Source organism: Candidatus Competibacter phosphatis (genome assembly GCF_012939995.1).
GTDB lineage: Bacteria > Pseudomonadota > Gammaproteobacteria > Competibacterales > Competibacteraceae > Competibacter > Competibacter phosphatis.
This window is the reverse complement of sequence record NZ_SPMZ01000029.1, coordinates 60326-73122: the sequence shown is the minus strand read 5'-3', so window position 1 is coordinate 73122 and position 12797 is coordinate 60326. Positions and strand designations below refer to the sequence as shown.

General features: G+C 61.0%; 9 protein-coding genes. 2 read left to right on the top strand and 7 right to left on the bottom strand.

Annotated elements, in window-relative coordinates; genetic code table 11:
- Positions 1-216 precede the first annotated feature (216 nt).
- Positions 217-3720, bottom strand: coding sequence for a sulfite exporter TauE/SafE family protein (locus tag E4P82_RS10965; protein WP_169248915.1), 3504 nt, complete (start codon positions 3718-3720; stop codon positions 217-219).
- 232 nt (positions 3721-3952) lie between these two features.
- On the opposite strand from E4P82_RS10965, the gene katE2 reads away from it, so the two are divergent.
- Together katE2 and cfa are read left to right on the top strand one after the other, a co-directional pair.
- Positions 3953-5410: a catalase KatE2 gene (gene katE2, locus E4P82_RS10960; protein WP_169248914.1), complete on the top strand. Its 1458-nt coding sequence runs from the start codon at positions 3953-3955 to the stop codon at positions 5408-5410.
- Between the two features lie 187 nt (positions 5411-5597).
- Entirely contained in the window at positions 5598-6770 is a 1173-nt protein-coding gene (cfa, locus tag E4P82_RS10955; RefSeq protein WP_211203119.1) for a cyclopropane fatty acyl phospholipid synthase, read from the top strand.
- Positions 6771-6882: 112 nt separating this feature from the next.
- Here cfa and E4P82_RS10950 read toward each other — a convergent pair whose 3' ends face one another.
- From E4P82_RS10950 to E4P82_RS10925, 6 genes are all read right to left on the bottom strand, one after another.
- Positions 6883-7182, bottom strand: coding sequence for a hypothetical protein (locus E4P82_RS10950; RefSeq protein ID WP_169248913.1), 300 nt, complete (start codon positions 7180-7182; stop codon positions 6883-6885).
- A gap of 277 nt (positions 7183-7459) precedes the next feature.
- The gene (locus E4P82_RS10945; RefSeq protein ID WP_169248912.1) at positions 7460-8470 is read right to left on the bottom strand and encodes a hemin-degrading factor; all 1011 of its coding nucleotides are present in this window, start codon (positions 8468-8470) and stop codon (positions 7460-7462) included.
- Positions 8471-8652: 182 nt separating this feature from the next.
- On the bottom strand, positions 8653-8832 hold the full coding sequence (gene hemP, locus E4P82_RS10940; RefSeq protein ID WP_169248911.1) for a hemin uptake protein HemP: 180 nt from the start codon (positions 8830-8832) through the stop codon (positions 8653-8655).
- A complete protein-coding gene (locus tag E4P82_RS10935) occupies positions 8813-9112 on the bottom strand; it encodes a hypothetical protein (RefSeq protein ID WP_169248910.1) in 300 nt (99 codons plus the stop codon). Before E4P82_RS10935 ends, hemP begins: the two co-directional genes overlap by 20 nt.
- Before the next feature lie 13 nt (positions 9113-9125).
- A complete protein-coding gene (locus E4P82_RS10930) occupies positions 9126-10484 on the bottom strand; it encodes a DUF2325 domain-containing protein (protein ID WP_169248909.1) in 1359 nt (452 codons plus the stop codon).
- A gap of 128 nt (positions 10485-10612) precedes the next feature.
- Positions 10613-12742, bottom strand: a complete 2130-nt coding sequence (locus tag E4P82_RS10925) for a heavy metal translocating P-type ATPase (protein ID WP_169248908.1) — start codon at positions 12740-12742, stop codon at positions 10613-10615.
- Positions 12743-12797: the final 55 nt, after the last annotated feature.

The window sequence follows — 12797 nt, the reverse complement described above, 5'->3', positions numbered from 1 at the left end:
CCCGCTATCCTTCAACGTTTCCCCACCACCACAAGCCACGATCGGCACAGTGGAACACATCACCGTGCATTACAACCGCGCAACGTCGGCGCCATCACAAACGACTGCGTTATTACTTGGACTTCTGTCACAAGTATAGCTGTACGTTGACAGCTCGCCCAAGTTTGCCCAACTTGCAGAAAAAAACCGCTCCAGGCCATCGAAACTCGAAATACCTCACACGCCGTAATCCCGGCAGGCTGCCCGCCCCAGAAAATAAGCGGCTTCCGCCTTTAACCACGCTGCCCCCTCGATACCAAGGCATTCGAGATCCCCCTCCAAGGCGATTTCGCCCTGAAGTTCGTCTCCTCGGAGATCGAAACCAAGCTTGAGCACGATCGATTCGCTTGCGGCATCCTTCCGACCCAAAGGATACAGCGCCACTCGAACATCCAACGCCGCCGTGGCCACTTCCAAGCGCTCCACTACCCCATCAGCCCGTTCGTAACCCGCCGCTCGACACCGTTCCAGCAGGGCAAATACCAGCTCGCGCGTCACGAACGCCCGGAGTGATTCCAGAATCTCCCCCAGTTGCGCCTCGGCCTGACGCAAGCGTTGGGAACAAGGGCGTTCCTGTTCGTTTTCCAGCCCGATCACCTGCCTGAGTTCGGCAAACGCCCGAGGCAACGCGCCCGAATGAAAGCCCGGTCGCAACAAGGCATATAGCGTCTCCCGGTGCGGCCCGAAATGCGCCGCTTGCACACGATCAGGATGATTGGCGCGATACAGCTTCCAATTCTCCATCAGCTCCCAACCCAGAAACCCAAACAGGCCGGCTGACAACAGCACGGTTACGGTGACCAGCGGCACACCGATGAACCGTGGCAGGATCGGGTCCAACAGCGCCAACAGCGTGGCCGTCAACACGGGAAAAAACGGCATCATCAGCTTGTCGGCCACCATGACTACCGGAAAGTGCTTGATCGGATTGATCTGAGGTTCGATCAATACCGCCGCGTAGAAATGGATGAGATAGCTGAGCGCGCGCCACGGCGGACCGACGATGGCCTTGACCACCATGATGTTTCGCCCCTCGTCGCGGTGGTGACTGACCGCTTCGTCCACCCGATGCAGCGCCTGTTCGATGCTCTGCATCAACCAGCCGAACAGATCGATCACCCAATGAACCAGACCGATCAGCAGGTTACGATGCACTCGGCGCCAGAACGCGACGAAGCGGGTAATGGCGGCATCCAGTAGCCGTCGCCCCGCCTGACTGTTGCGCAGGATGCTGCCCACCGTGAAACCGAACAGCAAGAATGCCGGCAGTCCATCCACGCCGAGACCGAGCCCACCGGCGATGCCGATCAGCAGCAGCGCCAAGATCAAGCCGATCAGCAGCGGTTCCAGTAAGTAACGCGAACCTTTCCGCACCAGAGAATAGCGAAACCAGCGGGCCGTCCGCCGCCAACGCAACCACCGCGCCAAGCCCTGATAAAACACGTCGGCAAACAGCCAGTGCATCCCCCGACAGACAGCGGCCACCGCCGCCCGGCCCCGCTGGGTATGGAGGACGATGTTCAAGCCCAGACCGACCCCCAGCACCCAGCCTGGACCGTCCAGGCGAACCGGACCCCAAGCCGCCGGCAGTAGCTTCAGTAGATACCCCAGTGCTTCCAGCCCGATGAAAGCGACGCCAAACGGCAACAGCAGAAATCGGGTGATCCACCGCCCGGCGGATGTACCAAACAGCGGCGCGCTCAACTGCTGCAAGCCTTTCAGATAAAATTCACCGGGCTGGTAAACCCCCGGTAGCGCGACGCTGGCCTGACGGTCGAAACGCGCCAAACGATCTCCCAGCAACAGCTCCCGCCAATTCGGGTCCGGCAACCGCAATGGGTTGCGGGCCACGCTGTCCCGTAAATCGGTGAAGCGAAGATGCCAACGCCGTAACACGATGTCGAACAGCTCTTCCTGAAGCACGTTCCGCGCGACCCGCTGGCGATGGTCGTCCGCAAGAAAACCGGCGCTGTCGAGCAGTTCGCGCAAGCGTGGCAACACCTGTCGGCGGAGTCGCTGGCCAATTCGATCACCCAAGGTTTGCAAGGGTGCACTGAAATAAGCCACCTCGGCCCCGGACCACGGCGACTGGTCAAGACGGGTTTTCGCGGTGTTCAGGACCCGCAGGGCTTTCAGCGAACCCTGGAACGGCAACCCCAGCCGTAACGACTTCCGGCCGCCGCTCCACAACCAGGCCAGCGGTTGCAAGCGGTAATAACTGGTCCGTCCCTCCAGAAAAATCCGCTCCAGATCGTATAGCAAGCGAGAACACGGACTGGAGGGCCGCGCGGTGGCCGGTTCGTCCAGCAAGCGCTGCATCAAATGCTCCAACACTCGGGTGGACTGGGCATCCAAGCGCCAAGTCGCGGCGAGACCGTGGGCCAGTGCCTCGATGATCTCCTCCTGTCGTCCCTCCAAGATCCGCGCGACCGACTCGGATTCCGCCTCTCCCGAAGCAATCGGACTGGGAGGCGGCGGAAAAATACCGACGATCTCCCGGTACTGATGAACCGCCATGCCCAGATATCGCAGCGCCGTGCCATAACGACCGGCCATCTCGGCCCGGAACGCCGCCTGGACGCCGTGACGAAACAAGCGCAAACGCGCGTCGAGAACCCATTCCAGCGGCGCACCGTCGCCCCGCGCGACCGAACGGCGATTCAGCAGCGCGGCCAACAGTTCCATGACCGGTGTCACGCGTCCAGTCAAGTCGCGCCAAATCGAGACGATCCAGATTGGTTTCCGCGTCAGAATGGACGCTTGCCGCAACGCCTCCCGGCAACGCGACTCGACCTGCAAGGCAATCCGGTCGCAGGCCGCCGCAACCCGGTTCGGACCTATCCCCCCGCAGACATTTCCGAGCAAGGTCGGCGCGGGTTTCGCCAGCAGGGGCAGAATGGTGTTGGCGCCATCGACCAGATCGGGATCGTTCCGCCCGAACGGTAACCGCAGCGGCAATTCCGGCTCGTAATCCGGGACATCGTGAAAACCGGATGGACGACTTCGGGTCAAAAGATGTGGCCAACGGCTGCCGTGACGGGGCGGCGGCAGGTCCAAGCCGCTATTTTTCAACCAGCGATCCAACCCGCCCCAATCCCGGACGGCCGGAAAAAAGTAAGCCCGCGCGCCGGGAATGAAATAGCGCAAATAGATCACAAACCCAACCAGATGACGGCACAGCGTCTCGTCGTCCAAACCCAGCACGACCCGCTGATCCTGTTCGAGCAGGCTCCGCGCCTCGCGAAACGCCTTCTCGCCGATCTGCCGGACCCAAGCGCGCGCTCCAAACGAGTCCTGATCCTGATTGTCGTTGCGGGCCGTTTGCCAGGCGCGCGCCACCTCGGCCGCGAACCGACGGCCCCAGTAAGCACGCAACCAGTGCTCGGGAGTCTCGGTGGCCAACTCCTGAGCCGATGGCATCGGTAACAGGATCACCCAATCGGGCAGATTGAGCCCCTCGATGACCGACAGCGCATCGGGATTCTCGTCCTCCAGACCGATCAGCAAGATCTTTCGCGGTATCAGGTAATAGCGGAGTAGCGGAATGGCCGAGTTCGATGAGGCGTCGCCCAAATGGCGGCGAATCAAGCGCTGCAACATGCGGGGATGGAAGAGAAACACGCCCTCCGCCGGCCGAAGTACCCGCCGCCGAAAGGCCCGTGCCGTCAACTGGGAAGACATGACAGTGACCGATTCCTTATAGATTCAGGCTATCTATCGCTTCGTTTTATTCGATTTTTCATAAACCGTACTTTTTGAGACAGTGGATTCCGCAGGCAACGTCGCCCGCATCACTCGCAGGAATTCATGATGCACGAGATACGAATTCTCACCGCCACCGTTGACACCACGCCTGTCGCCGACCATGCCATTGGCTGTAACGCACCGATCCACCATCGAGGAGGAAAACGCCATGAGTGACCAAAAGAAACTGACCACCAATGCCGGCTGTCCGGTCGCCCATAATCAAAACGTGATGACAGCGGGACCGCGTGGTCCACAACTCTTGCAGGATGTCTGGTTTCTGGAAAAACTCGCGCACTTCGACCGCGAAGTCATTCCCGAACGGCGCATGCATGCGAAAGGTTCGGGTGCCTACGGCACCTTTACCGTCACCCATGACATCACCCAGTACACGCGAGCCAAGATCTTCTCCGAAGTTGGCAAGAAAACCGAGTTGTTCGCCCGCTTCACCACCGTGGCCGGCGAGCGCGGCGCGGCCGACGCCGAGCGCGATATTCGTGGTTTTGCACTGAAGTTCTACACCGAGGAAGGCAACTGGGATCTGGTTGGCAACAATACGCCAGTGTTCTTCTTGCGCGATCCGCTGAAATTCCCCGATCTGAACCATGCGGTGAAACGCGACCCGCGCACCAATCTGCGCAGCGCCAGAAACAACTGGGATTTCTGGACCTCCCTCCCGGAAGCACTGCACCAGGTCACCATCGTCATGAGCGATCGCGGCATTCCCGCCACCTATCGCCATATGCACGGCTTCGGTAGTCACACCTTCAGCTTCATCAACGCCAAGAACGAACGCTATTGGGTCAAGTTCCACTTCAAGTCGCAACAGGGCATCCGCAACCTGAGCGACGCGGAAGCCGAAGCGCTGATCGGCAAGGACCGCGAAAGTCACCAGCGCGACCTCTACGACAGCATCGAAGCGGGCGACTTCCCGAAGTGGACGCTCAAGGTGCAGATCATGCCCGAAGCCGACGCCGCAAAGGTGCCCTATCATCCCTTCGATCTCACCAAGATCTGGCCACACCAGGATTACCCATTGATCGACGTGGGCGTGCTGGAACTGAATCGCAACCCGGAAAACTTTTTCGCGGAAGTGGAACAATCGGCCTTCAATCCCGCGAACGTGGTGCCGGGCATCGGCTTCTCGCCCGACAAGATGTTGCAGGGACGGCTGTTCTCCTACGGCGACGCCCAGCGCTACCGGCTCGGCGTGAATCACCACCTCATTCCGGTCAACGCGGCACGCTGCCCGGTCCACAGCTACCACCGCGATGGCGCCATGCGCGTCGATGGCAACCACGGCAGTACCCTGGGCTACGAGCCGAACAGTTACGGCGAGTGGGCGGAGCAGCCGGATTTTACCGAGCCACCGCTGAATCTAGAAGGCGCGGCCGATCACTGGAATCACCGCGAAGACACCGATTACTACTCGCAGCCCGGCGCACTGTTTCGCCTGATGACGCCGGCACAGCAACAAGTCTTGTTCGAGAATACCGCGCGCTCCATTGGCGAGGCACCGCGCGAGATTCAGATCCGCCATATCGGCAACTGCCTGAAGGCTGATCCAGCCTACGGCGAGGGCGTCGCCAAGACCTTGGGCATTGCCTTGAGCGAAGTTTCCGCATAGGAACAGTCACGGCCAATCCTCGAATCGGTGACGGCATACCGGCACCGTTCGCCGCCACCGATTCGATCGCCCAACGCTCCACCTCAACCCTGAGAATGGAAAATGTTCAATTACTTTCATAGACTTGGTGGAAGCTGATCTTCAAGTATCGTTCACGCAAACTGCAAACCGGCGGAGGAGTGGCACTATGCCGTACAACCACAGCACCACCCCAATGCATTCCCCGGACATGCCTCGGCACGCCGAACCCCCACGAACGATCGGGCTCTTACTGGCGGAAGCTGGAATTCGCGTCAATGGCGATGCGCCTTGGGACATGCAGGTTCTCGACAACTCGCTCTACCAACGCATTCTCCTGCACGGTTCCCTGGGGCTGGGCGAAGCGTACATGGACGGCTTGTGGGAAGTGGAGCGTCTGGACGAGTTTTTCCACCGCCTGCTGCGCCGCGATCTCAACGAAAAAGTCGGCGGTTGGCTGCGCTGGCGCTTGATCGCTTCGATCTTGCGCCACCGACTGCTCAATCCTCAATCGCCCGGTCGGGCGTTCCAAGTGGGCGAACGGCATTACGACATCGGCAACGATGTCTTCCAGGCCATGCTCGATCCCACCATGAGCTACTCCTGCGCCTATTGGGCGAAGGCCGATAATCTGGCCGACGCGCAACGGCATAAACTCGAACTGATCTGCCGCAAGCTGGAGCTGCAACCGGGCGAGCGGTTGCTGGACATCGGCTGTGGCTGGGGCGGACTCGCCCACCATGCGGCAACCCATCACGGCGTGAATGTGGTCGGGGTCACCGTCTCCCGTCAGCAATTGGAATATGCGCGGAAGCAATGCGCGGATTTACCGGTCCAGTTCGAATTCCAAGACTATCGCAAGCTGGAAGGATCGTTCGACAAGGCGGTCTCGGTCGGCATGTTCGAACACGTCGGCCCGAAAAATTACCCGGCCTACTTCGATACCGTCCACCGCATGCTGGCCGATCAGGGTCTGTTTCTCCTGCACACCATCGGCGATTACACCACCACCCGCGCCACCGATCCCTGGATGGAAAAGTACGTCTTTCCCAACGGCAAGCTCCCTTCCGCCCGGCAATTGACCGAAGTGCTGGAGCGGCGCTTCGTGATCGAGGACTGGCACAACTTCGGCCCGGATTACGATCGCACCCTGATGGCCTGGTGGGCCAATTTCGACGCCGGTTGGCCTCGGCTGCGGAATCGCTACGACTCGCGCTTTTGTCGTATGTGGAAATATTATCTGCTGAGTTGCGCCGGTTTTTTTCGGGCGCGGCAAGGACAACTTTGGCAACTGGTGCTGAGCAAGCGCCAGCGGTCGGCAACTTATCGCTCGGTACGCTGACCGTCATCCCGACCCACGACCCGCGGTTCCGGCGCGAATATCGAAGCTACCGAAACCGCGAGTACCAGTACGAGGAATTCGCGCCTTCGCATCCACCCTGGGACCCGGCACGTCAATGCATCACACCGCGCTGGGCGGCCGTTCCAGGGTAAGGGGATGGCCGCCAATGCTCATCGGCGACATGCCGCCAATGTTGCAACAGTTTGCGATGGATCTTTTCCCGTTCCGGCAAACCCGCCATATCGGGATGCGCCAGCAGCATTTGCAGGTGATGCACGATCATGTGGGCCAGACCAGAGCATGGCCGCACGGTATACCGCGTCGTCAGATAACACAATGCCGTCTGAATCAACGCCGTATCGGGCAGCGTCTCGTCACAGGCATCATCGGGATGGGTCGTCTTCATGAGCATCGTTTCGCACCATCAAGTCACAGAATCACGGAAGGATCACGCCGTTGCTCCCCGCGCGGAAGTATGAAAAAGAAAGTCGCCGACGTGCCGATCCGTTCCTCGGATCCCGCCATCACCCCGGCGATGGCCAAACAAAGCTGGCTCGAAAAATGTCCTGGAGCGACTCAATCGCTGTTGGCTCGGCGTTCGCTCCCGTCTTGGCATTGCGGTGAAATGGCCAAGGATGAACGCAGGTCGAAAGGTCCGGCGAGCGATCCCATCGATTCCCACCCATTGTTCATGATTGGGTCGCCATGGCGGGTAACGCGGTCACCAAGGCGCGCCATACCGGATTTTCCGCTTGCCCTGGTTTGCATTTGCCATGGAACAACGCAATGGCGTTACCGGCGCTGTCGTAGAGTTCCAACGACGTCACCGGTCCATGCACCGTGGGCTTGGTGACCACCCAAGCACTGGCGACCGCCCCTTGTCGCAAGTGCAGTTTGAAATCCCGGTCCAACACATTGAGCCAAGGCCCGGTGAGATGCAGCTTGTTCACGGCGCCGCTGTGAATCTGCACCACGCCAGGACTGGCGACGGACACCATGAGATCGAGCAAGAGCTCGGCGGCGGAGTCAAGCAGCATCGGCGCCACCGTGGTCTCCACCGGCCAAGCCAAATCCATTCCCGCCAGCCGCAGACCCTGCATGCGGCTCACGCCGAACCGCCTCAACATATCTCGAAAATCATGGGCGTCGCGCAACGCCCGCCAATGGCGGCGCAATCCTTCGACGTCGATATCCTCATCGAGCCGACTGGGCGGTGCCGACAGTTTGGCCCAGTCGGCTTGTCGGGGCGATTGATCCGAGGAACGATGGACATTCACCAGATTGGCGTAGGCACGCCGGTCGCTATGCCGGGTCAGGTAGATCTTATGCACGGCGGTCCCGGCGCCATCGAAGAATTGCAGGCTCTCGGTGGCGCCGGATTGAGGGTCCGCATGCACCGCAAACCCGTAGTGCCAATGCCTGAGACACAACCGCAGATCGATCCCCTCGCCCAACACCACGCCCTGATCGCCGACGATGCGAATGTTGCGATACTCGCCAACCTGCTCGTGCACGGCGTGATCGTTGCGGGTCAGCACCGCCACTCGGCCGAGACTGGGTAACGCTTCGATCAACGCGGCCCAATGACCGGCCAGCCGGGTCGCGGCATGACCGCAAGTGCTGGCGACCAGTCGCGCTTCGCCCACGCCCAACAACGCGAGGGCGTCACGAGCACGAATATCCGGTTTTTGGTCACGCAAACCTTGCCAGACCTGTTTGGGCTTCGACGATATTGGGTGTCGAAGAAGGGATTGCGGGCGTCATCGGAACCTCCGTCGCTTTTCGGTGAGCAGGAATGCTGATGCAGGCTGGCTGCCGTCGCCCNGAGGTCGAAGGTGGCTGGGCGCGGTGTCCGCTGGGGCGACACCGTGAGTTTCGATGGTTATTTGGTCAGGATCAGTTTGCCCTGACGGGTGATGCGTAGCCGGTATTCCTGCCCGGCGTGCTCGATCAGTATTTCTTGGGCATCGCCGAACAGATCGCCGCTGGCGAATCGCTTTCGGGGCGCCCAGGCTTCTTGGTCGGACCGCGCGGATCGCGCTTCACGACTCCGTGGATTCATGATGGGCACTCCATGCATCGCTCCACCCGATCCCGACGGCAGTGCGCTCGTTCAGGCGATGCGCACAAGCATGCAGACATAACGCCCGGACATGGCATTTGGAGCGATGGTCGAGGCAACGAAAATCCATCACGCTCACGGCCCCACACACCAGCAACCGGTAGAGCTTCCCGGCGCTGATTTCCAACCCAATCCGATGCTCTTCACCGGCATGGTCGGGAGCTTGGATCTCACGCGGACCAATGATCTCGCGCGTTTTCGCAATCGTCTTCGTCCCCATGCGGCAACGCTCCTCACGATACCACCGCGTTCAAACCGCGATTGAACGCCGCCAGACTGGTGCGAGAGAGCAACACCAGAGGTTTGGTATTGCGTTGGCAGAAACGCTTGATTCGATGCACCGCGTCGTGGCTCACGCAATCCAGCGGACAGAGAATGGCATCGGCCTGTTGCATGACATCCCACAGCCGGGCGCGAGCATCCTTGCGTCCGCCGTCGTGGTGGATGAAACGACCATTGCGACGCTCCACCAATTCCCGAAAGTAGGTGCACTGGCCCTGGCGTCCGCCGACAAACAGCACGCAGCGACCCACCAGATCCGGACCCGCATCAGTCGAGACTTCCGCGCACGGTGGCGACAACAGTCGCTCCAGGGTCACCTCCAGCATGTCCCGCTCGTGGCGCATCTCGGCAAGCTGCCGCGCGAGCCACTGATTTTGGTCGATGGAACGGCTCGCCTGTTGCTTCCAGCTCTCGATGGTGATTTCCGCAGCCTCGGCGCGGGCGTGCTCGGCATCCAAGCGCGCGGTTAAATTCTCGACTTCGGCGGTTAGCTGGGTAGCCAGCGACTGCTCTTCCAGCATCGCCAACCGAGCCTCGGCGGCCTGAAGTTGGCGCTCGGTTTCCAGGGATTGCGTCAGGCGTTCGTGCAACGCGTCGATCGTCTCCTGTTGCTCGGCCAGTCGGCGGCGTGCCGTCATCCGGGCATCGGCCAACTGCGCTTCCAATGCCGGGCAATGTCGTCTTAGTCGGTTCAGTTCGTGCAGATCCACCCGGACGGAGGCGCCGGACAGATGCGAGAGCATGTGGACTTCACCGTAAACGCGGTCGAGCATGGCCATCGGCACATCCGACCGCGTGATCACAGCCCAAAAGGCGCCGGCGATTTCGCCACTGGCCAATGCAGTGTCCCAGTACGCGTCCAGTTCGTCCCGTGTTCGCACTTTGCCAAGTTGCTGGATGGCCGACTTGTACTTGCGATCCAGGTGCTTATGGATCAGTCGACTTGCGGGTGTGGCGGCTCGTACCGCACCGACGAATGCGCGGTGCAGATCGTAATCCGTGGCGGAGACTGACGCGGAACCACCCAAGCGCCGCTGGAGCCACCGCAGTTCCGCCAAGCTCAGACAAGTACCGATCACGATACAGTGATAGGACTGATCGAGTTCCCAGAGCTTCTTGCGGAGCACTGGGGACAATTGCGGCGTCACGTCCTGGGGGCCTGGTAAAACCGCCGGCAAGAGAGAGGCATCGCCGATTAGGCTATTGTTCCCCATGCTGAATTTCTTGCGGGATACCGGAGGCAGGGACTGGAAAGTATCGTCCTTGAAGCCTTGCAAGCGTTTCGGCATGGTGTAATGCGACTCGCACATTGTGTGGTTTCCAAGCTGACATTAAAGATAATGATAATCATTCTCATTTAGATGTCAAATAAAATCCGCCCCCATTTTTTTGAATTACACAACCTATTTTGGAGATTGGATCAACAACGCAACAGCGATCAAGAACCGCCAGGGTTCGATGGATGGGATAGAGAGTCGGTCCCGAGGCGGACACCCGCGATCGAATTGAGCAATACGCCAAGAGTCATGCCATTATGCAGCAGCGCCGACCACACCGGCGAGAGCAGGCCAAACGCCGCGCCGGCGATGACCATGGTGTTGACTCCGGTGGAGATTCGGAAATGGGTGCGAATCAGCTCTAGCGTCCCGGCACTCAGCGTCCGGGCCGTCAGCAGGGTACGCAAGTGTTCGTCGAGCAGCACGATGTCGGCGGTGGCGCGGGCCAGATCCGCGCCTCTGGGCATGGCCAGTCCCACGTCGGCGGCGATCAAGGCTGGGGCATCGTTCACCCCATCGCCGATGAACGCTACTTTCGCGCCTTGCGCCCGCAGCTCCTCGACCACGGCGGCCTTGCGTTCCGGCGGACATTCGGCATACACCTCGTCCATACCCAGCTCCCGCGCCAACGCCTCGGCCTTGTCCTGGCGGTCGCCGGTCAGCAACACCAGTCGTCGCACTCCGCCTTGGCGCAATTGCGTCAGCACGGCCTGGGCTTCCGGGCGCAAGCTGTCGCGCAATCCGATCAGCCCCAGCGGGCGTTGCTCCAGCGCCACGTAGAGCAAGGTTTTGCCGGCCTGCTCCAGCGCCGCGATGTTTTCTTCGTGAGCGGCGAACGAGACATTCCGATGCGTTTCGAGAAAATGGCGGCTACCAATCGCCACGCATCGCCCTTCCGTCTGGGTGGTAAGGCCGTGCGCCACCAGATAATCCACGTCTTCGTGCTCGATATGCGCCAAGTGCTGCTGGCGGGCCTGTTTGACCACGGCGTCGGCCACCGGGTGGGTCGCGTGTTCCTCGATGGACGCCACCAGCGCCAGCAGGCGCGGCGCGTCCCACGCCGCATCCAGACTGCACACATCGGTCACTTCCAGCAGACCGCTGGTCAAGGTGCCGGTCTTGTCGAAGACGAAGGTATCGGCCTGGGCCAGACTGTCGATGGCCTGACTGCCGCGGAACAACACCCCGTGCTTGGCGCCTTGATACAGGGCGGACTTGATGGCGACCGGGGTACCGAGTTTCAAGGCGCAGGCGTAATCCACCAGGAACACCGAAGCCAGCCGATCGAGATCGCGAGTGGCGGCGTAGACCAACGCCCCGGTACCCAAGGTCAGATAAACCCGTCGGTCGGCCAAATGCTCAGCCAGACATTGGGTTTGCGACTGTTGTTGCAGGGCATTTTCGATGAAGCGGGCGATGCGCGCGGTGGTGGTTTCCGCGCCCACGCGGGTCGCACGGATGCGCAGGCGACCGCCCTCCAATACCGTGCCGGACAACACCTTGTCGCCCACTTCCTTGCGTACCGCCAAGTTCTCGCCGGTCACCGAGGCTTGGTTGACCGCCGCATTGCCGCCGACGACCTTGCCGTCGATGGGGATCATTTCACCGGGGCCGACTTCGATCCGGTCGCCGGCGCGCAATTCGCCACAGGGGATTTGCACCAACCCGCCGTCGCGCTCGACCCAGGCTTGGGTCGGCATCGGCTTGAGTAGATGGCGCAGCAGATCGTCGGCGTGACGGGCGGTATGCTGTTCCAGATAAGCGCCCAGCGCCAGCAAACCCTGGGTGGCGATGGCGGTAAAATACTCACCCCGAGCCGCCGCCAGACTCACCGCCAGGCTATCCAGAACCTCGATTTTCAGCCCTTTCCGGCTCAGGGTTCGCGTGCCTTCCCACACGGTCGGCGCGATCAAGGCATAGGTCAGCCCACGCCGCAGCGGCGGCGCCAAGGCGGGCAGCAAGAGCAAACCGGCCAGCGCGCTGAACACCCGCAACAGATCCGGAGCGGCGCGATGGGTCGCGGGATTCGATTCCGTCAAAAAAGCCGCTGGCGATTGCTGAAACCAAAGCAGGATGGCTTGGCGATGGTGCATCTGGCCATCGTAGCGAACGATTGCGCTGCCCGCGCGCGGGTTGACGCGCACCCCGCGCACCCCAGCGAGACTCAGCAACGCCGCCTCCAGCGCGAACCGATCCAAGCGGCGATCGCTCAGCCAGGACACACGTAGACGCAAGCGTTCGGGCAGTTCGTGCGCCAACTGGATCGTGGATGAAGGTGCTTGGATGGTCATGGTCACACGGGCATCTGAACCCAAAAAGCCGACGCCGGGACCGCCGTCCCGGCGT

What these genes read in the sequence shown, in the direction of transcription:
- E4P82_RS10965 (WP_169248915.1), bottom strand. Translation starts at nt 3,720, where the DNA reads ATGTCTTCCCAGTTGACGGCACGGGCCTTTCGGCGGCGGGTACTTCGG.
- katE2 (WP_169248914.1), top strand. Translation starts at nt 3,953, where the DNA reads ATGAGTGACCAAAAGAAACTGACCACCAATGCCGGCTGTCCGGTCGCC.
- cfa (WP_211203119.1), top strand. Translation starts at nt 5,598, where the DNA reads ATGCCGTACAACCACAGCACCACCCCAATGCATTCCCCGGACATGCCT.
- E4P82_RS10950 (WP_169248913.1), bottom strand. Translation starts at nt 7,182, where the DNA reads ATGCTCATGAAGACGACCCATCCCGATGATGCCTGTGACGAGACGCTG.
- hemP (WP_169248911.1), bottom strand. Translation starts at nt 8,832, where the DNA reads ATGAATCCACGGAGTCGTGAAGCGCGATCCGCGCGGTCCGACCAAGAA.
- E4P82_RS10935 (WP_169248910.1), bottom strand. Translation starts at nt 9,112, where the DNA reads ATGGGGACGAAGACGATTGCGAAAACGCGCGAGATCATTGGTCCGCGT.
- E4P82_RS10930 (WP_169248909.1), bottom strand. Translation starts at nt 10,484, where the DNA reads ATGTGCGAGTCGCATTACACCATGCCGAAACGCTTGCAAGGCTTCAAG.
- E4P82_RS10925 (WP_169248908.1), bottom strand. Translation starts at nt 12,742, where the DNA reads ATGACCATCCAAGCACCTTCATCCACGATCCAGTTGGCGCACGAACTG.